Annotated in this window: 20 protein-coding genes; 6 read left to right on the top strand and 14 right to left on the bottom strand. The window is 71.8% G+C overall.

Annotated elements, in window-relative coordinates:
* Positions 1-2 precede the first annotated feature (2 nt).
* A complete protein-coding gene (locus tag EXE59_RS12065) occupies positions 3-365 on the bottom strand; it encodes a DUF3499 domain-containing protein (protein WP_135839127.1) in 363 nt (120 codons plus the stop codon).
* Between the two features lie 49 nt (positions 366-414).
* On the opposite strand from EXE59_RS12065, the gene EXE59_RS12060 reads away from it, so the two are divergent.
* Positions 415-882, top strand: coding sequence for a metallopeptidase family protein (locus tag EXE59_RS12060; RefSeq protein ID WP_246056742.1), 468 nt, complete (start codon positions 415-417; stop codon positions 880-882).
* 26 nt (positions 883-908) lie between these two features.
* Here EXE59_RS12060 and EXE59_RS12055 read toward each other — a convergent pair whose 3' ends face one another.
* The 3 genes from EXE59_RS12055 to EXE59_RS12045 form a co-directional block, all read right to left on the bottom strand.
* Entirely contained in the window at positions 909-2,303 is a 1,395-nt protein-coding gene (locus EXE59_RS12055) for a DUF5719 family protein (RefSeq protein WP_135839126.1), read from the bottom strand.
* A complete protein-coding gene (locus EXE59_RS12050; protein WP_135839125.1) occupies positions 2,296-5,229 on the bottom strand; it encodes a glycosyltransferase family 2 protein in 2,934 nt (977 codons plus the stop codon). The genes EXE59_RS12055 and EXE59_RS12050 overlap by 8 nt, the downstream gene beginning before the upstream one ends.
* Positions 5,230-5,301: 72 nt before the next feature.
* The gene (locus EXE59_RS12045; RefSeq protein ID WP_056605988.1) at positions 5,302-5,559 is read right to left on the bottom strand and encodes a WhiB family transcriptional regulator; all 258 of its coding nucleotides are present in this window, start codon (positions 5,557-5,559) and stop codon (positions 5,302-5,304) included.
* A 194-nt stretch (positions 5,560-5,753) separates the two neighbouring features.
* On the opposite strand from EXE59_RS12045, the gene cofD reads away from it, so the two are divergent.
* From cofD to EXE59_RS12025, 4 genes are all read left to right on the top strand, one after another.
* The gene (gene cofD / locus EXE59_RS12040; protein ID WP_246056741.1) at positions 5,754-6,731 is read left to right on the top strand and encodes a 2-phospho-L-lactate transferase; all 978 of its coding nucleotides are present in this window, start codon (positions 5,754-5,756) and stop codon (positions 6,729-6,731) included.
* On the top strand, positions 6,728-7,630 hold the full coding sequence (gene cofE / locus EXE59_RS12035) for a coenzyme F420-0:L-glutamate ligase (RefSeq protein WP_135839123.1): 903 nt from the start codon (positions 6,728-6,730) through the stop codon (positions 7,628-7,630). The genes cofD and cofE overlap by 4 nt, the downstream gene beginning before the upstream one ends.
* Before the next feature lie 92 nt (positions 7,631-7,722).
* On the top strand, positions 7,723-8,460 hold the full coding sequence (locus tag EXE59_RS12030) for a DUF3105 domain-containing protein (protein WP_135839122.1): 738 nt from the start codon (positions 7,723-7,725) through the stop codon (positions 8,458-8,460).
* Between the two features lie 17 nt (positions 8,461-8,477).
* Complete coding sequence (locus tag EXE59_RS12025; protein ID WP_135839121.1) at positions 8,478-9,185, top strand: TIGR03089 family protein; 708 nt, start codon at positions 8,478-8,480, stop codon at positions 9,183-9,185.
* Between the two features lie 22 nt (positions 9,186-9,207).
* Here the strand turns inward: EXE59_RS12025 and EXE59_RS12020 are convergent, their stop codons facing one another.
* From EXE59_RS12020 to EXE59_RS11975, 10 genes are all read right to left on the bottom strand, one after another.
* Positions 9,208-11,925 (bottom strand): FG-GAP-like repeat-containing protein, encoded by a 2,718-nt coding sequence (locus EXE59_RS12020; protein ID WP_135839120.1) that lies wholly within the window; start codon positions 11,923-11,925, stop codon positions 9,208-9,210.
* A 237-nt stretch (positions 11,926-12,162) separates the two neighbouring features.
* Positions 12,163-12,969 carry an ABC transporter ATP-binding protein gene (locus tag EXE59_RS12015; protein WP_135839119.1) on the bottom strand — a complete coding sequence of 269 codons (807 nt, stop codon included), beginning with the start codon at positions 12,967-12,969 and terminating at the stop codon, positions 12,163-12,165.
* Positions 12,969-13,925 (bottom strand): ABC transporter permease, encoded by a 957-nt coding sequence (locus EXE59_RS12010; protein WP_246056739.1) that lies wholly within the window; start codon positions 13,923-13,925, stop codon positions 12,969-12,971. Before EXE59_RS12010 ends, EXE59_RS12015 begins: the two co-directional genes overlap by 1 nt.
* On the bottom strand, positions 13,922-15,961 hold the full coding sequence (locus tag EXE59_RS12005; RefSeq protein ID WP_135839118.1) for a glycosyltransferase: 2,040 nt from the start codon (positions 15,959-15,961) through the stop codon (positions 13,922-13,924). Before EXE59_RS12005 ends, EXE59_RS12010 begins: the two co-directional genes overlap by 4 nt.
* A complete protein-coding gene (gene glf, locus EXE59_RS12000) occupies positions 15,958-17,166 on the bottom strand; it encodes a UDP-galactopyranose mutase (protein WP_135839117.1) in 1,209 nt (402 codons plus the stop codon). Before glf ends, EXE59_RS12005 begins: the two co-directional genes overlap by 4 nt.
* Positions 17,167-17,202: 36 nt before the next feature.
* Positions 17,203-18,114 (bottom strand): glycosyltransferase family 2 protein, encoded by a 912-nt coding sequence (locus EXE59_RS11995; RefSeq protein ID WP_135839116.1) that lies wholly within the window; start codon positions 18,112-18,114, stop codon positions 17,203-17,205.
* A complete protein-coding gene (locus EXE59_RS11990) occupies positions 18,111-19,040 on the bottom strand; it encodes a glycosyltransferase family 2 protein (RefSeq protein WP_135839115.1) in 930 nt (309 codons plus the stop codon). Before EXE59_RS11990 ends, EXE59_RS11995 begins: the two co-directional genes overlap by 4 nt.
* Positions 19,041-19,071: 31 nt before the next feature.
* Positions 19,072-20,607, bottom strand: coding sequence for an LCP family protein (locus EXE59_RS11985; protein ID WP_135839114.1), 1,536 nt, complete (start codon positions 20,605-20,607; stop codon positions 19,072-19,074).
* An 89-nt stretch (positions 20,608-20,696) separates the two neighbouring features.
* Positions 20,697-21,308 carry a GNAT family N-acetyltransferase gene (locus EXE59_RS11980; protein WP_135839113.1) on the bottom strand — a complete coding sequence of 204 codons (612 nt, stop codon included), beginning with the start codon at positions 21,306-21,308 and terminating at the stop codon, positions 20,697-20,699.
* The gene (locus tag EXE59_RS11975; protein WP_246056736.1) at positions 21,305-21,820 is read right to left on the bottom strand and encodes an acyl-CoA thioesterase; all 516 of its coding nucleotides are present in this window, start codon (positions 21,818-21,820) and stop codon (positions 21,305-21,307) included. Before EXE59_RS11975 ends, EXE59_RS11980 begins: the two co-directional genes overlap by 4 nt.
* 25 nt (positions 21,821-21,845) lie before the next feature.
* On the opposite strand from EXE59_RS11975, the gene EXE59_RS11970 reads away from it, so the two are divergent.
* A complete protein-coding gene (locus tag EXE59_RS11970) occupies positions 21,846-23,045 on the top strand; it encodes an LCP family protein (RefSeq protein WP_135839111.1) in 1,200 nt (399 codons plus the stop codon).
* The last annotated feature ends 56 nt before the right edge of the window (positions 23,046-23,101 follow it).

Below are 23,101 nucleotides of genomic sequence, written 5' to 3'. Positions count from 1 at the left end.
GTTCAGTCAGTGGGCGTGAGCACCCGCAGGTGGCCCCGCTTGGCGCCGCGGGTGGAGTCGTCGGCGGAGTGCAAGGGCACCGGGGCCGGCGCCGGCCGGGCCGCCTCGCGCACCGCGTCGGCCAGCGCGAGCAGGTCGTCGCTGCTCGGGCCCTGTGCCTTCGGGTCCGGAGCCAGCCGGAGCACCTCCCAGCCGCGCGGCGCGGAGAGCCGCTCGCTGTGCGTCTCGCAGAGGTCGTAGGCGTGCGGCTCGGCGTACGTCGCCAAGGGGCCGAGGACGGCGGTCTGGTCGGCATAGACGTAGGTCAGCGTGTTGACCGCAGGACGGCCACACGCCGTCCGCGAACAACGACGGGCAAGGCTCACGGCGCCGACGCTACCCGGCGCACGCACGCGCTGCGTTTAGGCTCGCGGCGTGGGTGACGGAGCGGTCGAGGGAGTGGACGGGCGGGTGGACGCCGTGAGGCCGAGGACGCGTGACCGCCGGGGCCGGGGCATGCGCGGGCCGGCGGTGGTGCCGGTGGATCCCGGTACGCCCGCCCTGCGAACGGCCCGGCAGCGGTTCGACCAGCTCGTGCTCGACGTCGTGACGCCCCTCGACGAGAAGTGGCAGCGCCACCTCGGCCTCGTCGAGTACGCCGTCGAGGACACGCCGATGCTGCCCGACGACTGGGGCGACGAGACCGTTCCCCTGTCGTCGCTGGTGCGCGGCAAGGGGCAGGAGCCGACCCGGCTGGTGATCTTCCGCCGCCCCATCGAGCACCGCTCGACGAACCGCGACGAGCTCGAGGCACTGGTCCACACCGTGGTCGTCGAGCAGCTCGCCGAGCTGCTCAACCTCATGCCCGGGCAGGTCGACGAGCGGTACGCCGACGACCCCTGACCGGTCCCGGCCGGCCCTGACCTACGTCACCGCTGCGCCGGACGTACCTCGGGCACCTGGCTGGACGTCTCCAGCTGCGACAGCGGCAGGACGGACAGGCCACGGTCGTCGACCTCGAGGGCGGCGACCACGCCGGTCCGCTCGACGCCGACCACGGCGAGCACTGCCTCGTCCGGCAGCCGCAGCCGGGACGCGGTCGCGGGGTCGATCTCGACGCGCCGCTCGCGCACAACGGGGCTCCCGTCTGCGTCCCAGGCCCGCAGGGTCACCACGCCGGGAGCGTCGGCGCCGACGAGGACGAGCCGCTTGGAGCCGGCGGGGAGCGCGAGCGCCGCCTCACCCGTCACCGCGGACCCGGCCACCGACACTGCCAGGTCGCTGGCCGTGCGGGTGCGCAGGGAGGCGGTCACCGGTCCGGTCGCCTCCAGCCGCAGTGCCTGGACGCCCTGCAGCGCGGGGCCGCGCAGCACGCCGCTCAGGTCGACCTCCTCGACCGAGGCGGGCGCGATGGTGACCTCCTCGACCCCGGACGGGGCGAACTCGCTCTCCTCGCTCGCCAGCTTGAGCACCACGCGGACCTCGCTGTCGCCGGGGTTGGCGAGGGTGAGCACGCGGTCGGCGGGCGACGTGCCGACGCCGGCGACGTACGAGGTGGCGGCGGGCGCGGACTGGGCCGGCAGCCACTCGCGCACCGGGGTGTCGCGGCCGACGGGATCGACCACGTCGACCACGCTGGAGGCCAGTCGTCCGCGGGTGACCGTCACGCGGACGGCCAGGGCGTCGCGGTTGGGGGCCACGGTCGCCAGGTCGAACGACGTGGAGCGTCCACCGGGCACGCGGACCCCTCGCAGCGCGGGGACGTCGACGACCCCGCTGCCGTCCCACACGGTGACGTCGGCGACCGCGGGGCCCTTGTCGGGGTTGACGAGGGTGAGCGTGGAGGCGTGCTCGGCCGAGGCGCCGACGCCGGTGAACCACCGCTCGGGCGCCGGGCTGTCACACCCGAGGGCGGATCCGGCTCCGGACCTCGACACGACCAGGCCCGGGGCGACGTCGCCGGAGGCGCCGACCACGACGTACTGGCGCTCGGTGCGCGCCGCGACACCGTCGGTCAGGGTCTCGGCGTCCTCCTCGCGACCCACGCGCAGGGCCAGCTCGCCGGAGACGAGGGAGCTGCTGCCGAAGCGGATCTCGTCCGCGCCCGGCAGGCGGGGCGGGCAGACGGCGGTCGCCCGGTCGAGCGGCGCGTCGGCCGGCGGGCGCGTGGTCGGAGGCTCCTCGGCCGGGCGCACCACGGCGAGGGCGGCCACCGTGAGCAACGGGATCACGACGGCGAGGATCGTGAGCGGCGATGGACGGCTGCGGGCCTCGTCTGCGACCCGCCGACGACCTCCGCCGACGGCAGGAGTCGGCTCAGACATCGCGTCCTCCCTCCCGACGCTGCCGCACCGTCGGCGCGGCCAGCACCAGCGCGACGGCCACGGCGAGGCCCTGCACGACCAGCAGCGCCGAGCGCCACCAGGAACCCGGGCCGTCCACGGCCGACGGGTCGAGCGGCCGGTCGACCCGCCAGGCGCGCGTGCTGCGGTCCTCGGCGCTGGCCTGCTCGAGACCGGCGGTCGCGTCGAGCAACGAGGAGATCCGGCCGTCGGCCGGTGAGCTCAGCACGACGTACTCCACCCCGCGCGCGCCCAGCGCGGCGACGACGGCGGGCGAGGGTGAGGACACCAGCGCCTGCACCTCGCCGGTGAGCTCGGCGTCCTCGTCGGCGAGGGTCAGGATCTCGTCCTCCCCCACCGTGGTGCCGTCGTCACGGCGGATCCGGTAGGTGATGCCGTCGTCGACGGATCCGTCGAGCACGAGCACCCCGTGCTCCTGGCCCAGCAGCGAGCTCTGCTGCATGTAGACCGGGACGGTCTGGTCGACGTCGCGGGCCATCGCGTCGTCCGGGGTGGTGAGCCACCAGCCGAGGCCACCGATCGGGACGGCCGCGGCGACGACGGCGAGCGCGGTCGCCACCCCCCTCTGCCACCACGGGTGGTGGTCGGCCAGGCGGCGCAGGTAGGCGTCGGCGCCGAGCACGACCGCCACCACCGCGGTGCCCTGGAGGATCACCGCGAACAGGCCCAGGCTCGGGCGGGTGGTGACCGCCGGCAGGTCGAGCGTCAGGTGCGACAGCACGCCTGAGACGATCGCGGCAGCCAGCGCGACCAGCCAGCAGATCACGACGGAGACGCGGGTGCGGCGCGGGAGGAGCGCGGCGACGGCCAGCAGGCCGAGCACCAGCCCGAGCCACCAGGGCGCACCGAGGTCGTTGAGCCGGCCGGTCACCAGGCCGCCGAAGGTGACCTCGTCGACGGTGAGCCGACCGGCCTCCAGCAGCAGTCCGGCCGAGGAGCCGGTGGTGAGCAGCGGCACCAACCACGGCGCGAGGAGCAGCGGTGTGGCGGCGACCGCGACCACCGGGGGTCCCCAGCTGTCGCGCTCGCGCAGCAGCCGGGGCGCGATGACGGCGGCCGCACCGAGCACCACGGCTGTGGCCAGCAGGGCGAAGAGCCAGAAGCCCGGCACGAAGGCCGCGCCGAGGGCGAGCAGCAGGGCCGTACGCCAGGCCGCGCGCCAGCGCCGGTCACGGTCGGGGTCGACGAAGCCCAGCGCGGCATGGGCGGCCCACGGCAGCAGCGCGGCCACCGCGACCGTCCCGAACCGTCCCTCTGCCCACGCGCCCGAGGTCGCCGGGACCAGGGCGTAGGTGAGGGCACCCCACACGAGGAGCCAACGCGGCAGGCCGAGCGGGTCGACGAGCCGGCCGACGACCTTGAGCAACCGCCACGCGCCCCACGCCGCGACGGGCACGGCGAGCAGCATGAGCCCGGACACGACGGCGCCGGTGTTGCCGAGCAGGAACGTGGCCGCGAGGGCGAACGGCAGTACGTAGGCGGGTGCCGGCACGTCGGTGCCGCTGCCCAGCGGGTGCCAGGTGGCGAGGTGCAGCCGCCACCAGTCGGCCGCGGCGGCGGGCACCGGTGACAGGGCGCCGCCGGTGATGGACCCGAAGGCCTCGCGCCCCGCGAGCAGGGCCAGCACCCCGAAGAGCGCGATCACGACCGCGACGGGGTTGGTGAAGAAGCGGGCCACGAAGCCGGTGTCGGTGAGGTAGGCCTCGTCGTCGTCCGCCGGAGAGTGGCCGGGACCCCGGCGCTGGTCGCGCGCTGCCGCCGGACCGGCGTCTGCCTCCTGGGCGAGCCGGCGCCGCTCGGCGACGTCGGCGGCCTGGCTGGTGGCCGCGGAGGCGAGGTCGGTGACGAAGTCGAGGCCGTGGCGGTAGGGCAGCCACGCGGGCGCGAGCAGCCGGCGTACGGCCTCGTGCCCCGGGGGCTCGTCCCCGCGCCGTCTCGCGCGCTCGCGGCGGGCCGCGAGCAGCTGGCGCGGTCGACCGTGGACCGACAGGGCGGCCGCGAGCTCGTCGAGCGCCTCCCCCACCGATCGCACGGCCAGGAACCCGACGACGCGCAGCAGGGAGCCGAGGAACAGCCGGACGTACTGCCAGGCGAAGCCGCGCGACGACACGTTGGCCAGCGACGTGAAGAGGGCGGCCCGGCGCTCCTGGTAGTGGGTGTGCCGGCCGGTCAGGGGCGTGCGCCGGACGCCGCGGTGCGCCGCCTCGGCGTGGAACACGACGGCCTGCGGCACCACCAGGGCACGGTGTCCGGCCAGCGCGGCACGCCAGCCGAAGTCGATGTCGTTGCCGAAGATCGGCAGCTCCTCGTCGAGCCCGCCGAGGGACTCCAGCACGTGGCGACGCACCAGCATCCCGGCGGTGTTGACCGCGAGGACCTCACGCACGGCGTCGTACTGGCCCTGGTCGTACTCGCCCCGCTCCAGACCGGTCTCACGCCGTCCGGTGCCCGTGATGGTCAGCCCGACCTCGAGCAGCCGGCGCAGTGAGGGCCACTCGCGCAGCTTGGGCCCGAGGATCGCGGCAGCGGGGTCGTCCTCGGCGGCGGCGAGCAGCTCGGCGAGGGCCGTCGGATCGGGGTTGCTGTCGTCGTGGAGCAGCCAGATCCACTCGTCGTCGGACCCACCCGACGGGGTGGGCGGCGCCAGGTCCAGGCCGTGCCGGACGGCTGCCGGATAGCTGGTCGAGCCCGGCACGACGGCCAGCTCGAGGCGGTCGCCCAGAGGGCCTCCGAGCGCGTCGCGGACCAGCTCGACGCTGTTGTCGCGGCTCGTGGTGTCGACAGCCACGACGCGGTCGACCGGGAGGGTCTGCCCGATCAGACCAGTCAGGACAGCTGGGAGCCATCGCGCCCCGTCATGACTGACGAGAAGCGCTGTGACGGTCACCGGAGCACCCTAGCGAGGCACTCCGCGCTCCATGAAACCGTCGGATCAGTGCTGGAGGAGGCGGTGCAGTCCTCAGACGGCGCGCTTCTTCAGCTTGCGGCGCTCCCGCTCGGAGAGACCGCCCCAGATGCCGAAGCGCTCGTCGTTCATCAACGCGTACTCGAGGCAGTCGTCGCGGACCTCGCACGTCAGGCAGACCTTCTTGGCCTCCCTGGTCGAGCCGCCCTTCTCGGGGAAGAACGCCTCGGGGTCCGTCTGCGCGCACAAGGCGCGGTCCTGCCAACCGAACTCCTCGCCCTCAGGCTCGAGGAGAAACAGTTCTGCTCTCATGGCTGACGCCCTTTCGACCCTGGTTCTCTCACACCTGAACGACACCCGTTCAAGTTAACGACACTGTGGGAATTACATGCCTGTCGTACGCACAAGTCAAGCCCGGATCTGATATGGCCGTTCCGCTTCCGGCAGGCTGTTCCTATGCCATCATCGACGCCAGAGCTACGCCGTATCACCGTCCTGTCCGGGGGGTGGGCGGGGCCCGATTCATCCAGGGCCTCCTGCACGGCCTGCGCACCGGCACCGTACCGGGAGCGTCCGCCGACACCGAGGTCACCGTGGTGGCCAACACCGCCGACGACTGGTGGATCCACGGGTTGAAGGTCTGCCCCGACCTCGACACCGTGATGTACACCCTCGGCGACGGCATCGACGTCGAGCGGGGGTGGGGTCGGCGCGACGAGACGTGGAGCGCGAAGTCCGAGCTCGAGGCGTACGGCGTGGAGCCGACGTGGTTCGGGCTCGGCGACCGCGACATCGCCACCCACCTCGTCCGCACCCAGATGCTGGAGGCCGGCTTCACCCTCTCGCAGGTCACGGAGGCGCTGTGCCGTCGCTGGCAGCCCGGCGTACGCCTGCTCCCGATGACCGACGACCGGGTCGAGACGCACGTCGCGGTCGCCGACGCCGACACCCCGAGCGGGCGCCGGGTCGTGCACTTCCAGGAGTACTGGGTGCGGCTGCGGGCAGCGGTGCCGGCGGAGGCGGTGGTCGTGGTCGGCCAGGACGCCGCCGTCCCCGCACCGGGAGTGCTCGAGGCGATCACCGGCGCCGACCTCGTGGTGCTGCCGCCGTCGAACCCCGTCGTCTCCGTCGGCACCATCCTCGGCGTGCCCGGCATCCGTGACGCGGTGCGGTCCACACCGGCGCCCGTCGTCGGCCTCTCCCCGATCGTCGGCGGCACCCACGTCCACGGCATGGCCGCCCAGATGCTGACCAGCATCGGCGTCGAGGTCGGCGCCGGCGCCGTCGGGACCCACTACGGCGCGCGCTCCTCCGGCGGCGTGCTCGACGCGTGGCTCGTCGACGAGCGCGACGCCGGCCAGGTGGCGTCGCTCCGGGCGGCGGGCCTGCGCGCCGCGGCCGTCCCGCTGATGATGGACGGGCCCGACGCCACCGCGGCGATGGCCGCCGCGGCGGTCACCCTCGCAGCGGGCGACACTCCGTGACCCGGCTCGAGGCGTGGGCTCCGGACGGGTTCCCCGAGGTCGCGGCGGGCGACGACCTCGCCACCCTGCTGCTCGCCGCGCTCGACGGCGGGGCCGACCTCGCCGACGGTGACGTGGTGTGCGTGACCAGCAAGGTGGTCAGCAAGGCCGAGGGACGCACCCGCGTCGGCGAGCGCGAGGCCGCGATCGACGAGGAGACCGTGCGCGTCGTCGCCCGCCGCGGCGCGACCCGCATCGTGCGCAACCGGCTCGGGCTCACCATGGCAGCCGCGGGCGTCGACGCCTCCAACGTCGCCGCCGGCTCCGTCGTGCTGCTCCCCCTCGATCCCGACGCCTCGGCGCGGGCGCTGCGGCGCGAGGTCCTCGAGCGCACCGGCACCAACGTGGCCGTGGTGGTCACCGACACCTCCGGGCGAGCGTGGCGCGAGGGCCAGACCGACCTCGCGATCGGCGCTGCCGGGCTGCTGGTGGCCGAGGACTTCGGCGGTCGCACCGACCCGCACGGCAACTCCCTCGTCGTGACCCTCCCCGCTGTCGCCGACGAGCTCGCCGGGGCAGCCGAGCTCGTGCAGGGCAAGCTCGGCGGCCGCCCGGTGGCGGTCGTCCGCGGGCGCGCCGACCTGGTGCTGCCGCCCGGTGACGACGGGCCCGGAGCCGCGTCCCTCGTGCGCCCCGATGGTGGCGACCTCTTCGGCTGGGGCGCCCGCGAGGCCGTCGTACGCGCCCTGGTCGGGGACGAGGCGGACCGCGCACCGTTCGGTGAACAGGCGGACCCCGAGGAGCTGACCGCGGCCCTGCTCCGCCTGCCCGACGCGGCCGACCGGACCGCGGCGGCGGCCGTCTGCTTCGCGCACGGCTGGCGGCTCGGGGACTGGGAGCGGAACCGGGCGCAGCCGTGAAGGGCGACGTCGTGTGCGCCGTGTCACCCGCGACTACGTAGACTCTGCCAGCGCAGACCGTCCCAGCACTCGACCGAGAGACACCGAGCACCGTGGCCAAGCAGGCAAAGACCGACCGTCAGGCGGTCATCGACTCCATCCGCTCCCAGCAGTCCAAGCGCGAGAACCGGCGCGGCATGATGATCGTGGGCGTGTGCGTCCTCGTCGCCGTGCTCATCGTGGGAGCGGCTGCGTTCAAGCCGGTCAAGGACTGGTGGGACCTGCGCGCCTACGCCTCCGCCTCGCTCAGCGACATCGGCGCGAAGGCGTCGGCCTGCCAGGACGTCACCACCAAGTCCGCCGAGGGCAGCCAGGACCACGTCGAGGTCGGCACCCCGATGAGCTACCCCGACGCCCCGCCGGCCTTCGGCCAGCACTGGAACATGTGGGACAGCATGGACCGCAAGCTCTACACCGAGTCCGACCGTCCCGAGCTCGGCGAGCTCGTGCACAACCTCGAGCACGGCTTCACGATCCTCTGGTACGACGAGACGATCGCCGACGACTCCGACCAGATGGACGTGCTGCGCGGCATCGCCTCCAAGCTCCAGGGCACCGACAACCTGCGCGACAAGTTCAAGGCCGTGCCGTGGACGTCCGAGGACGGCAAGGCCTTCCCCAAGGGCCAGCACGTCGCCTTCACCCACTGGTCGCTCGGCGGCGTGGGCGAGACCGACCCGGCCAAGCAGGTCGGCGTCTGGCAGTACTGCTCCGACATCAGCGGCGCGGCCCTCGAGCAGTTCATGGAGGACTACCCCTACATGGACTCCCCCGAGCCCAACGCCGTCTGACGAGTGACCGACCGCCGATGAGCACCTTCTCCGAGGTGCTCGCCGCCCAGCTGCGGCGCGACCCCGGCCGGCCGCTCGTCACGTTCTACGACCACGCCACCGACGAGCGGGTCGAGCTGTCGGTCACGACGTACGCCAACTGGGTGGCCAAGGCGTCCGGCCTGCTCACCGACGTCGCCGACCTCGAGCGCGGGATGTCGCTGCGCATCGACCTGCCGCCACACTGGCTGTCCACGGTGTTCCTCGGCGCCGCCTGGACCGTCGGCCTGCGGGTGACCACGTCGGACGACCCGGACGCCGTGGTGTGCGGCCCGGAGGGCCTGGCCCGATGGGCGCCCCGCGCCTCGACCGTCCCGGTGCTGGCGTGCAGCCTGCGCCCGCTCGGCGTCCGGTTCGCCGAGCCGCTGCCGACCGGCGTGCTCGACGTCGGCGTCGAGATCTGGTCCCAGCCCGACGGCTTCGCGGCCTGGGACCCGCCGACCGGCGACGACCTCGCCACCGACGACCTGACCCAGCGCCAGGTGCACGACCTGACGGCCGCCGTCGGGAGTGTCCTCACCGACGGCGGCCGTCTTCTCTCGGTGGCCGACCCGGCTTCCCCACCAGGAATGGCCACCTTCACCGAGCCCCTCGTACGAGGTGGCTCGCTGGTCCTCGTCCGCAACCCCGACCCGGCTCGCCTCGACGGCGTCCACGACGCCGAGCGGGCGACTGCCCGGGCCTGATCGCGCTCTCTCGTCTCGCCGGTCACCCGGCCAGGTCGAAGGCCCCCAGTCCCTCGCCGAGCACCCGTGGGCTCGAGACGCCCTTCCTGCGGCCGCTGTAGACGTACGCCACCCCGCTGGCGCGGTCGCGTACGACGTAGTCGCCCTTGCCCTTGAGCGTCATGGCCTGCACTCCGAGGACCCAGTCGAAGCCCGACAGGTCCGCGGGCAGCCCGGCCGGTGAGGAGACGCCGCCCTTGACCGGGACCGGGTTGGCGAAGCCGGTGCCGGTGCCGGTCCAGACGTTCAGCCGGCCGGCCGTGGTGCCGATCAGGTCCGGCAGGCCGTCGCCGGTCACGTCACCGACGGCGGTGAGGCCGGAGACGGCGCCCCAGCCGCTCCCCAGCACCCGGCCCGGCGCGAGGGCGCCGGTGCCGTTGCCGGCGAAGAGCCACAGCCGGCCGGACGTGTCGCGGGTCAGCACGTCGCCGAGGCCGTCGCGGTCGACGTCGCCGGCGTTGAGGATCCGGTCCATCCCGGCGAAGGAGACGCCGGTGTCGATCGGGGAACCGAGCTCGAAGGTGTCGCGATTCGCGACGACGACGAGCTGCTTGCCGGACACGCCGATGAGGTCGGCACCCGCACCGCCCACCAGGTTGGCACCGGTGATCCACCGCATCGACTTCAGGTTCGTGGCGGGGCCCAGCGCCGTGCCGTACGTCCCGTCGCCGCGCCCGGGCAGCAGCATCATCTTGCCGGCGGAGTTGCGGACCACGATGTCGGAGCGGCCGTCGCCGTTGAAGTCGCCGGCGACCATCCGGTTGAACGTGCTCCACCTGCCTGCCAGCCGCTGGGGCGGCGCGAAGCGGCCCGTGCCGTAGCCGGTCTGGAGGAACGCCCGGTTCTTGGTGCGCAGCAGCAGGTCGGCCCGGCCGTCGCCGTTGACGTCACCGGCGCCGACGATCTGGCGGTAGCCGCTGTAGCCCTTGCGGGTGACCTTGCGGGAGAACCCGCCCTTGCCGGTCGCGAGCAGGACGGTGAGCCGGCCCTTGAAGCGGGCGACGAGGTCGTTGCGCCCGTCGCCGTTGACGTCGCCGGCGGCGGTGATGAGCGAGTAGCCGCGCAGCGACATCTTGCGGGTGGTCGCACCGAACTTGCCGTTGCCCTTGCCGGCCCGGACCCGGACCACGCCGGACTTGTCGGCCGTCACGAGGTCGGCCTTCCCGTCGCCGGTGAGGTCGGGCGAGACCAGCACGTCCGCGCGCTTGTCCCAGCCGCTCCTGCCGACCACGAGGCGCTTCTGGAACGAGGTCAGGCCGCCGGTCGGCAGGACCAGGCCGCGCCCGTCGGAGGCCCGGCGGACGACGAGGTCCGGGTAGGGCGAGGCGTCGAGGTTGTTCTGCGGGTTCGGCGCGGACACCGCGATCGGCGTGGGCCCGGTGGGCGCGGCCGTCGAGGCGTAGGTCCGGATCGTCGGCAGCTGGGCGTACAGGTACTTGCCCGGGCAGGCCGTGGAGCCGGCGTCACGGTGGCCGTTGATGGCCGCGAAGGTGCGGCTGCCGATCTTCTGCGAGGTCGAGGCCGGGTTCACCCCGTGCAGCGAGAGCTTCCAGGCGAACAGGGAGCCGTATGCCCGCAGCATGACGTCGGGCGGCTGGACGGTGTCGAAGTTTCCGATGGCCGACATCGCGAAGGAGTACTCGTTGTAGTTGAGCGTGTGGGCGCCGACGACGGGGCGGTCGATGCCGCCGTAGCGGCCCTCCCAGATCCGGCCGAACCGGTCGACGAGGAAGTTGTAGCCGATGTCGCTCCAGCCGCGGGACTTCACGTGGTAGGCGTAGATGCTGCGGAGGAGGGCCGGCACCTGGGCCTCGGAGTAGTCGTTGGCGTTGACCGTGTGGTGGACGAAGCCGCCGCTGATCGAGCCGTAGCGCAGGGAGCTCTTGTTGCGGATGCTCTCGTCGGCGCCCCACTGGGCCCGGGAGAAGATCGTGGGCTGCGCGGCGGTCCTCTGGCTCGCGGCGACCGTGGCGGACTGGAGCGCGATGCCCTGGTCCGCGGCGTCCGTGCCGTCCTGCTGGGCGTAGTCGTCGTCGTACGACGCGCTGGGGTCGCCGGACGACTGGTCGGCCGGGGCCTCGGTCTCGCTCTTCCTCGCCGAGCCGGGGTCGACCAGGGCGAGGGAGAGGTCGTCGGGCAGGACCACGCCGTCGGTGCTGGCCTCGACCTGGACCTCGTCGACCTCGCCGACGAAGGTGGGCTCGGTGCCCGGCCGGGCGTTCGCGCCCTCGGCGCTGTCGGGGTCCGGACCGTGCTCGTCGTGGTATTCGAGGTCCTCCCACGCGCTCCACTCCTCGTCGGTGCGGGTGCGCACGCGGAGCGTGATCTGGTCCTCCTCGAGCGACTCGCCGCCTTCCCAGGTGACGCCGATCGCGGAGAAGCCGTCGACCTGCTGCGGCTTGCTCAGCACGCGGGCCGAGGTGGCGCTCTCGGCGACCGTACGGCCGCGGAGGCCGGAGAAGCCGCCCGCGGCACCGGTGAGGGGGACCTCGGTCACGGTGGGCGTCACCGGGGCGGTCGGCACGGTGGCCGACATCAGCTCGGCGGGGCCGCCCAATGGCACGGAGCCCCGGCCGCCGGGGTCCTCCCTGACGATGTCGAGGGAGACCACCCCGGAGGCCGGGGTGAGGACGACGAGGACGACACCCAGGGCCAGCACCTGCTGGCAGAGGGTGACGAGACGGGCCTGGAGAGGTCGCATGAGAAATCTCTGTTCCTGTGTGGGGGAAGGTCACACAAGGCAGAAGTTCACACCAGTCACACCAGTCACGGAAGAGGTTCTGAGTAACTACAAACGTGTAATTTCCAGCCGACACGCCGTTACATCGGTGTAATTCTCAGGGATTCTGGCATGAAATGCGCTCGAGCGGTGTCCCAGCCACCTCCCGACACGCAGGAATGTGGCTGGGACACCGCTCGGGGCAGCAGGCGCTCGCGCCTAGATGTCGCTGGCGAGCGCGTCGTCGCGCTCGTCCTCCTCGACTTCCTCGCCGTCCGGCTCCTCGTCGTCGCCGTCGTAGTGGAGGAACTTGATGGCCTCCTCGACGTCGCCGTCGAAGCCGACGCGGCCCTTCTCGAGGACGATCGCGCGGTCGCACATGCGCTTGACCGAGCCGGCGGAGTGGCTGACGTAGAACATCGTGATCCCGGACTCGCGGATCTCCTTCATGCGCTTGAGGCACTTGCGCTTGAAGGGCCGGTCCCCCACCGCGAGCACCTCGTCGGCGATGAAGATGTCGCAGTCGACGTGCACGGCCACGGAGAAGCCGAGGCGGGCGAACATGCCGGACGAGTAGTTGCCGACGGGGGTGTCGAGGAAGCGTCCGACGTCGGCGAAGCCGGCGATGTCGTCGAACTTGGCGTCCGTCTCCTCCTTGGACATCCCGAGCATCGCGGCGTTCATGTAGATGTTGTCGCGGCCGGTGAGCTCGTTGTGGAAGCCGGCGCCGGTCGCGATCAGTCCGGAGATGCGCCCGCGCGTGAGCACCTGGCCCTGGTCGGGCCGCATCACGCCGCTCACGAGCTTGAGGAGGGTGGACTTGCCCGAGCCGTTGAGGCCCATCAGGCCGATGGACTCCCCCTGCTGGACCTCGAAGGAGACGCCGTCGAGGGCCTTGAAGGTCTCGCTGGTGCGCTGGCCGCGCAGGCGGCTCTGCAGGACCTTCTTGAGGGTCGGGTGTGCCTGGTAGCGGAACGTCTTGGAGACGTTGTCGACGACGATCGACGTCGTGGTGCTCGCGGTCATCACAGGCGCTCCGGGATGGTCTTCTCCAGGCGCGCGAAGATCCACTGGCCGACGACCAGCAGCACCAGGCCGATGCCGAGCATGACGAAGCCGCGGACGTAGAGGTCGCTGGCGAACTCCGGCAACGGTGCGCCGGTCGCCGGGTCCACCGCGCAGCCGGGGGCGCACGTGGGGTACCAGAAGCCGCGCTGGATGAGCATCACTGCCTCGGCGACGGGGTTGGCGAGGTAGACGTCGAGCCACGAGCTCGGGATGCGCGTCCCGTCGGCGACGATGTGGAAGGGGTACATCATCGGTGCCGTGAACGGCACCATGTTGATGAAGGTCTGCACGATCCGCTGGAAGTCGCGGAAGATCACGTTGACGCAGGAGAACATCAGCCCGAACGCCGTGCCGTAGACCATCATCAGCAGCAGGCCCAGCAGCGCCGCCCCCATGCCGACTGCGTCGGGCACCCACAGGGGGCCGTCCCCCCACCAGCCGGTGACCAGGCAGGCGATGAGGAGGATGATGAACTGCGGGACGGCGTGCCACAGCGAGACCAGCATCGACGCCACCGGGAACATCTCCCGCGGCAACGCCATCTTGCCGATCACGCCCCTGTTCGAGAGCAGGGAGCGGGTGCCGGAGGTGACCGTCTCGGTGAAGTAGTTGACCAGCACCATCCCCGCGAACAGGTGGATCGCGAAGTTCTGCAGGCCCATGCCACGCCCGAGCAGCAGGCCGAAGACGAAGTAGAACGTCAGGAAGCGCGTCAGCGGGTTGATGTAGGACCAGAGCAGGCCGAACGCCGTGCCGGCGTAGCGCGCCTGGATCTCGCGGCGCACCATGAGCCGCAGCAGGTAGCGTCGCCGGAACACCTCGAGCACGCCGGACGTGCGCGAGGGGGGCGCGAGGGGGACGTGCGCCAGGTCGTGGCGCACCTCGACCGGGCGGGTGTCGCCCGCCTGGCTCACCCGTCCTCCCGCTCGTCGGGAGCATGGCCCGGCGCGTCCGTCCACGGCGCGAAGGTCTTCTCCCAGGCCTCCGGCGAGGTGATCTCGCCCAGCGCGTCGCGGTACTGCTGCGCCAGCTGGGGCCACTCGCGGTGGTAGCGGCGGTGGATCTCGATCGTCCGCCTGAGCAGGTCGCGGTAGTGGGCCGGGTCGCGCTTGTAGAGCGCGACCGAGGTGCCGTCGTTCATCGACACCACGGCGGAGTCGTACTTGACGAGGTTCCACCACTTGGCGTCCATCGCGGTGAGCTCGGTCTCGGGGTACTCCCCCGACAGCTCGCGCACCGGACGCAGCTGGCGCAACGGGGCGAGGGCCGCGGCGATGGCTGTGGACCTGCGGCCCGGGATCTCGATGTCGGACTTGCCCTTCTTGGGCGGCTTCTTCCGGCGCACCGGCGGCAGCTCGTCGCGGTCGGCGTGCAGCTGCGCGTCGGACCACTGCTTGCGGAAGGTGTTGATGTCGGCCAGCTTGGTGGCGAGCTCACCGTGCAGGGCGTGCGGGCCGCGCAGCACGTCCTCCATCGCGAGGTGGCGCAGCTCGGCGGTCGAGTACTGCAGCGACGCGAGGTGCTTGACCTGGTGGTTGAGGCTCTCGCGCACCATCCGGCCACCGCGCTCGTAGGGCGAGTGCAACAGGGCGGCGATGATGCGGTTGCGGTGATGGAAGTAGGACTGCCAGTCGAGACCGTCGTTCTTGTCGGTCCACGGCACGTGCCACACCGCCGCGCCGGGGAAGGACACCGTCGGGTAGCCGGCAGCCTTGGCACGCAGACCGAACTCGGAGTCGTCCCACTTGATGAAGACCGGCAGCGAGAGACCGATCTCCTCCAGGACGACCCGCGGGATCAGGCACATGAACCACCCGTTGAAGTCCACGTCGGCGCGCTTGTGCAGCCACCGCGAGGAACGCAGGTTGCGCGCGCCGAAGTCCCACTGGCTGTAGCCGTCGAGGCGGGTCTGCCACCAGAACCGCCACGGCTGGACGATCTCCCCGAAGGAGTGGAGCTCGGACCGGCTGTAGAGGTTGAACATGTGGCCGCCGACGATCGTCGGGCGCTTGGCCAGGTCGCCGAAGGTGACGGCGCGGATGATGCCCTCGGGCTCGCAGACGACGTCGTCGTCCATCATCATGGCGTACGTCGCGGTGCCCTTGCGGACGCTCTCGAGCTGGCCGCGGGCGTAGCCGCCCGACCCGCCGAGGTTGCCCTGCACGAGGACGCGCAGCTTGTCGCCGAGGCCGTCGCGCGCGGCCGGGAAGTAGGAGCTGTCGGTGACCTTCTCCTTGCCCTGGTCCATCACGAACACCGTGTCGAGGTAGGGCTGGAGCTCCTCGGCGGCACCGAGCTGGGTGAGCAGCTGGGCGCTCATGTCGGGAAGCATCGTGGTGATGCAGATGTCTACGGTGCCGTGCTCGGCGCGGTCGGCCGGCACCTGGGCGGTCCACTCGGCGCCCTCGACGGTCGCGCCGTGGTCACCGGCGACGACGTCGTACCAGTACCACCCGCCGTCGACGAACGGCTTCAGCGGGAGCGTGAAGGAGAACTCGCCCGCGTCCCCCTCGACGGTGGCGGCGTCGACGCGCTGCGAGTGCCCGCGTGCCATCGACTTGTAGACCGTGACCATCGCGCCGGCCCCGGAGACACGCACGGTGAGCTCGACCTCGTCCACCACCGTGTGCCGGCGCCAGTAGGACGCGGGGAAGGCGTTGAAGTAGGTGCCGAAGGACAGCAGCTGCGACGGCTCGAGCCGGAGCGCGGTGCGCGAGCGGATCTGGTCGGGGTGCAGCTTGCGCCCGGTCGAGGTGGACTGGCGGATCGCCGCGTTGTTGAGGTCCTTGGCCGCCTTGTCGCCACCGACCGCGTCGCGGTCGGTGTCGAGCTTGGCCTCCTCGAGGTCGACGTAGAGCGGGAACACGTCGGTGTCCCGGTCGATCGGCAGGATCTGCCGCTGGAGCAGGCGGGTCACGGTGGGCTGGCTGGAATCGGGGGTGGTGCTCATGCGTCGATGCCTCCGCTCTTCAGCTCGACACCCTCGGCGAAGTGCGGCTTGAGCTTGTTGTCGTACATCGACAGGGCCGAACCGATGGCCATGTGCATGTCGAGGTACTTGTAGGTGCCCAGGCGACCGCCGAAGAGGACCATCGGCTCGGCGTCCGCGAGCTCGCGGTACTTCAGCAGCTTGGCGCGGTCGTCGGCGGTGTTCACCGGGTAGTAGGGCTCGTCGCCCTCCTCCGCGAAGCGGCTGTACTCGTGGACGATCACGCTCTTGCCGGGCAGGTGGGTCTTCTCCCGCTCGGGGTGGAAGTGCTTGAACTCGATGATCCGGGTCCAGGGCACGTCCTGGTCGTTGTAGTTCACCACGCCGGTGCCCTGGAAGTCGTCGGTGTCGACGACGCTCTCCTCGAGGTCGACGGTGCGCCAGGACAGCCGACCCTCGGAGTTGCCGAAGTACTCGTCGACGGGACCGGTGTAGACGATCGGGACCTTGCCCCGGTAGTCGTCCGCCACGGCGAAGAAGTCGGTCTCGAGGCGGACCTCGATGTTGGGGTGGTCGGACATCCTGGTCAGCCACGCGGTGTAGCCGTCGACGGGCAGGCCCTCGTAGGTGTCGCTGAACCAGCCGTTCTGGAAGGTGTAGCGCACCGGGAGCCGGGTGATGATGTCCGCGCTCAGCTCGGTGGGGTCGGTCTGCCACTGCTTGGCGGTGTAGCCCTTGATGAACGCCTCGTAGAGCGGGCGGCCGATCAGGCTGATCGCCTTCTCCTCCAGGTTGGAGGCGTCCTCGGTCGCGACCTCGCTCGCCTGCTCCGCGATCAGCGCGCGCGCCTCGTCGGGCGTGTGGGACCTGCCGAAGAACTGGTTGATCAGCGCGAGGTTGAGCGGCAGCGAGTAGACCTGCCCCTGGTACTTGCCGAAGACCCGGTGCTTGTAGTCGGTGAACGACGTGAACCGGTTGACGTACTCCCAGACGCGCTCGTTGGAGGTGTGGAAGAGGTGCGCACCGTACTTGTGCACCTCCACGTTGGTCTCGGGGTCGCGCTCGCTGTAGGCGTTGCCGCCGAGGTGGTGGCGGCGCTCGAGGATGAGCACGCGGAGACCGAGCTCCTCGGCGCACCGCTCGGCGATGGTGAGGCCGAAGAGGCCGGCGCCGACGATGACGAGGTCGGGAAGCTGGCCGGTGTCGTGGCTGGGGGCCTGGGACAAGGGATGAACTCCTTGGGTGAGAAACGCTGGGTGAGTCTATCGAGGGGGGCGGGCCGCGTCGGTCAGGCGGCGCATGCCCCGCGCCGAGGCCATGGCCCGGATCACGTTGCGCGCCTCGGCGCGACCACCGCGGAGCGGGCTGAGCAGGACGACGACGAGCGTGATCAGCCAGGGCTTGAGCCGCACCAGCGGGTTCTCCCCGTGGCGCAGGTGCACCACGAAGAGGTTGCGGTACATGTAGAAGCCCTTCCAGCCGGACAGGTCGTGCTGCTGGTTGAAGTCGAGCTGGCGCACCAGGACCGCGTCGCGCACGGCGAGGATGCGACGACCGGCGCGGCGGGCGCGCACGGCGTACTCGGCGTCGTCGTAGAAGATGAAGAACGCCGGGTCGGGGAAGCCGATCTCCCCGACCACGCTGCGCCGGACCATGAAGCCCTCGAAGGCGACGTTGTGCACCTCGACGAGCGCGGGCATCGAGGCGCGGTCGGCGTACACCGTGTCGACGGCCGAGCGCTTCGGGCGGATCGCGAGGGGGTTGCGCAGGTCGAAGTCGATGGCGGCCTTCTCGACGAGGGCGCCGGAGCGGTCCTCACGGACCGCGATGAGGCAGTCCTCGTCGACGGCCATGAGGGTGGCGAGGCAGTCGGGCGCCGGCACCACGTCGTCGTCCATCAGCCACACCCGGTCCCAGCCCGCGTCGTACGCCGCCTGCACGCCGCGGTGGAAGCCGCCGGCACCGCCGAGGTTGTCCTGCGTGATCACCTCGAGGGGCAGGTCGGTGCGCGCGGCGAGCACGTCGGCGGTGTGGTCGGTGCTGGCGTTGTCGACGACGATCACCGCGTCGGGACGGCGGGTCTGGGCGGCGAGCCCGTCGAGCATGCCCACCAGCAGGTCGGCGCGGTCGTGCGTGACGACGACGACCGCGACGCTCTCGTGTCCCGCCGTCACGACAGGAACCTCCGGTGGCCGTCGAAGTCGCCGGCGATGCCCGCGCGCATGGCACTCGCGCTGAGCCGCAGCCGCGAGAGACTCGGCCGGGTGAAGGTGTAGAACCAGGCGGTCTTCACCACGAAGGCCAGCGCGTGGACCGGGCCGCGGTAGTCGCGGAGGTTGACCAGGTTGTTGCGCGCCATGCAGTAGTGCTTGAGGTCGCTGGGCGAGTCGTTGTAGGTGGTGCGGCCGAACATCATCGGGGTGCCGAGGTTGCCGACGCTGGGGTGCCGCACGGTGGCGGTGACGACGGTCGCGACGCGGGCGCCTGCCTCCTCGGCGCGGAGGCGGTACTCGTGGTCGTCGCCCCAGATGAAGAACTCCTCGCGTGGCAGGCCGATGCGGTCGACGAGCTCCTTGGTGACGAGCACGCCGTTGAACGGGATGACGATGCCGTCGATCCGGTCCCGGCGGGCCGCGCGGCGCACGTCGTCGACGGCGTGCACCACCCGGGTGCCGCCGGGCAGCCGGATCGGGAAGACCAGCCGGTCCGGGTCGGCCTCGTCGACCACGAGCGGACCCCAGAAGTCGAGGTTGTCGGTCTCGAGGAGCAGCCGCTCCAGGCAGTCGACGTCGGGGAGGCCGTCGTCGTCCATCAGCCAGACCAGGTCGGCCTCGCGGTCGATGGCCCAGGCGAGGCCGTCGTGGAAGCCGCCGGCGCCGCCGCGGTTGGTGCTCAGCGTGCGACCGGACAGGGGGATCTCAGCGGTGGTCGGGCGGGCGGCGAGCCACTCCCCCGTGCCGTCGGACGACGCGTTGTCCACCACGAGCACCTCGGCCAGGCCCTCGATCTCGCCGAGCCGTGCGACGAGCTTCTCCAGCAGCGGGAGACGGTTGAAGGTGACCACGACCGCGACGATGCGAGGCAGGGGTCCGGTGGTCACGGCGTACACACTAGGGGCGAGCGGTCGACGCTCAGCAAACCGCGCCCAGGTCCTCCGACTGGTTGGCGGCGTAGCCGGTGGACAGCGAGCCCAGCGAACCACCGGTGACCGCAGGAGGCGCCTCGGGCGTGGTCGGGGCGGCCGGCGGGGCGGCGCTCTCGTCGCTGCCGTCGGCGCCGCCCGCTGGCGCCTCGGGCGTCGTCCCGGTCTCCGGCTCGGGTGCCGCCTCGACGGTGCCGGCAGGGACCTCGGGCTTGCGACCCTCAGCCTTGGCGATCGCGGCAGCGACCTTGGCGTGGACGAGCTCGATGTCAGGGTTCGCAGTGTTGATCATCGGCGGCACGAGCGACAGCGTCGCGATCTTCTGGCCCTTCGCCTTCAGCGCCAGGTCGACGAAGCGGCCGACCTCGCCGCGCGGGACGTTGGTGGAGACCATCGCCGAGCCAGCCTCCGCGATCTTCTGGAAGTTGGCGAGGGCCGTCTGGGGGCTGACCTGCTGGAGCATCGCGCTCATCACGCACTTCTGCCGCGCCATCCGCGAGTAGTCGTCGGAGCCTTCACGGGCCCGGGCGAACCAGAGCGTGTCGTGCCCGCCCAGCGTGCGCACACCCGGCTCGATGTAGTGGAAGGTCTTCTCGTGCGGCAGCCCGACCGGGATCGGCTGGCGCACGTTGAGCTCCACACCGCCCACGGCGTCGACGAGGTCCTTGAAGCCCTCGAGGTTGACCATCGCCCAGTAGCTGATGTCGAGGCCGGTGATGCCTTCGACACCCTGGATCGTTGCGTCCACGCCGGGGTTCTTCGAGCCCTTGAAGAGCTCGGCGTGGTCGAGCGCCCAGGTCGCGAGGCCGTTCAGGTACATCCCCTCCTCGTCGAACCCGTCCGGGAACTGCTCCGCCATCACCGATCCCTCGGCGAACGGGAAGTTCTGCATGTTGCGCGGCAGAGAGATGAGCACGGTCTTGCCCGTCTCGGCATCGATGCTGGCCACGGTCATGGAGTCCGGCCGCAGGCCCCAGCGCCCCGCTCCGGAGTCGCCGCCCATCAGCAGCACGTTGTAGCGCCCGTGGCTGTCGTCGGCTGCGGAGCCGTCGCCGAACGTCGTGATCAGGAAGTCGCGCTGCACGCCGACGACGTGGGCGCCGAAGAGCAGGGCGCCGGCGACGCTGAAGCACAGGAAGCCGTTGACCCCGACCACGGCGAGGCGGTGTTGGCGCTGCAGGGTCAGCGGCTGACCGAGGCGCCAGGCGTCGACGAACAGGTAGGCCCACCCGACCGCCAGCAAGGTCAGCGAGAGGCGGAGGAACTGGAGGAACCCGGTCTTGAACACCAGGTCGTGCCAGAAGTACGCCGTCACGATCGTGAGAAGTCCGCCCGAGAGCAGCACCAGCCAGGTCCACAGTGCGATGCGACCGACCCGGCGGCGGCCGGAGACGAGCTGGGCGGACCCCGGGAGGACGAGCGTCATGAGCATCAGCGTCACCGCGCGACGGAACCGGACGCGCTGGGCGCGGTCGAGCGTGGTGAACCGCGGCTGCGCGGACCCGGGGGGCGGGACGGGCGGCATCGGGGGCCTCTCTGCTGGGGGAAGTCAGCCCGCCCAGTATCACCAGTCACACCCGCCCCAGCCGCCCGCGACGCGCCGGGGCACCCGGGTCAGCCGACGAGTCCGGCCGGGCCCATCCCCTCGGCAGCGAGGGCCGCGACCAGCCCGTCGTCCGGTTCGCGGTCGAGGTAGACGAGGCGGACCGCATGCGGATCGGGGTTGGCGGCGTCCGGCCCGCGCCAGACCAGGCGCAGGTCGAGCCTCTCCGCCGTGCGGCGCGAGGCGTGGTTGTGCTCGACGAGGTAGGCCAGCACGGGGCGCTCGGGCGCGACGGACCGCGCCGCCGCGAGCGCGGTCGCGCCCATCTCGGTGGCGTAGCCGCGACCGAGGACCCGCTGGTCGAAGCGGTAGTACAGGTTCCACCACCCGCGTCCCGTGGGGTCGGCGTCCAGCGCCTCGTCGGGCACCGCGCACCCGCCCCTTCCCACGACCGGCCCGCCGTCCGCGTCGCGCACCGACCAGTACGCAAGCCCGTCGCGGTCGAACCGTCGCCGGCTGGCACCGACCATGACCGGCCCCGCCGCCGGATCGGTCATCCGGCCCGACGGGAAGTGCACCCACGACGCCGGGTCGCTGTGGATCGCGTACAGGTCGTCGGCGTCGGCCTCGACCGGCTCGTCGAGCCACAGCCGCGCCGTCCGGACGTGGCGCGGGTCCCTCATCCTTCGCGACCGCGGTCGATCTCGGCCTTGCGGGCCAGCCGGTGCGCCCGCCGGATCTCCGCCTCGCGGCGGCGGCGTACGTCTCCGTCGGTCTCGGTCTCCAGCGGCGGCACCGGCCGCGGGTGGCCCTCCGCGTCGATGGCCACGAAGACGAAGTAGGCGCTGGCGACGTGCACCGGCTCGTCGCTCGCGTTGCCCCAGGGCTGCGCCTCGACCCGTACGCCGATCTCCATCGACGAGGTGCCGGCCCAGTTGACCTGGGCGTAGGTCTTGATGATGTCGCCCACGTGGACCGGCGCCAGGAAGGTCATCTCGTCCATCGCGGCCGTGACCGCGGGGCCGCCGCTGTGGCGGTGCGCGACCGCCCCCGCCGTGGAGTCGGCGAGCTTCATGATCTCGCCGCCGTGGACGTTGCCGAGCAGGTTCGCCTCGCTCGAGTGCGCCATGATCCCCAGGCTCACGCGGCTGTAGGACGTCGGACGCGCCGTGATTCCCTCGCTGCGCTCGGTCATGCTCGGCACGGTAGCGTCATCGGTCATGACTGATCGTCCGCAGGGCTCCGGGATGCCCGAGAAGGGAACACCGGAGTACGACTGGCTCTACGGCAGCACGTCGCAGGCGCCGCCGAGCGACGCCACCCAGCGGGTGGAGGCGCAGGGGGCCGGGCGTCCCGACGAGACCCGGGTGATGCCGGTGGCCCGTCGCGAGGCCCGCGGGTCAGGTGGTCAGCCGCCCAGCACCGGGCGCACGTCCGCAGCCGCGCCGCCGCCGCGGCCGAGGAAGCGGCGCTGGCGCCCACGGTTCCGGCTCGGCCTCATCCCCCTGCTGCTCGTGCTGGTCCTCGTCTACCTCGCCGGGGTGCCGCTCTACCACTGGACGAGGATCGACAAGGTCGACGCGGCTCCGTCCGGCGACCGGCCCGACGACCAGCCCGGCACCAACTACCTCATCGTCGGCTCCGACAAGGCAGACGACCTGTCCGACGAGCAGCGCAAGGTGCTCCAGACTGGCGAGCGCGGCGGCACCAACACCGACACGATCATCGTGCTGCACACCGGCTCCGGCGGGCGCACCATGATGTCGATCCCCCGCGACACCCTCGCCGAGATCCCCGGCAACGGCACGCAGATGATCAACTCCGCCTTCGCGATCGACGGGGCCCCGCTGCTCGTGGCGAGCGTGGAGCGGCTCACCGGCATCCACATCGACCACTACGTCGAGCTCGGCTTCGGCAGCGTGATCAACACCGTCGACGCCTTCGGCGGGGTGGAGATCTGCCCCAAGCAGGACATGAAGGACCCGCGGGCCCGCCTGGACATCGAGAAGGGGTGCCAGGAGGTCGACGGCCTCACCGCCCTCGGCTACTCCCGTTCGCGGTACGTCACCGCGCTCAGCGACCTCGACCGCGTGGCCCGCCAGCGCGAGGTGATCAGCGCGCTCGGCGACGAGGCGCTCACGCCGTGGACCTTCCTCAACCCGGTGCGCTACTGGCGGATCAACGACGCCGCGTCGGGCGCGATCCGCGTCGACGAGGAGATGAACCCGGTCGACCTGGGCCGCTTCGCGCTCGCGATGACGGGCGAGAGCCAGACCTGCACGATGCCCAACCTGCCCGCCCCCAGTGACCCCAACCGACTCATCGCCGACCCCGACCGGGCGCCCGCCCTGTTCCGCGCGATCATCAACGACGAGGAAGTGCCTCGGAGGGCGTGTACGCCGACGGGGCGGGCGCGGTAAGTACGGCGGGTGTCGAGCTGCGGCCGGGTGCCGCTGATGCGTCGAGCGTGTTGCTG

This window comes from Nocardioides eburneiflavus, from assembly GCF_004785795.1.
GTDB lineage: Bacteria > Actinomycetota > Actinomycetes > Propionibacteriales > Nocardioidaceae > Nocardioides > Nocardioides eburneiflavus.
The sequence above is the reverse complement of the archived record's forward strand: the minus strand, read 5'-3'. Positions and strand labels throughout refer to the sequence as shown.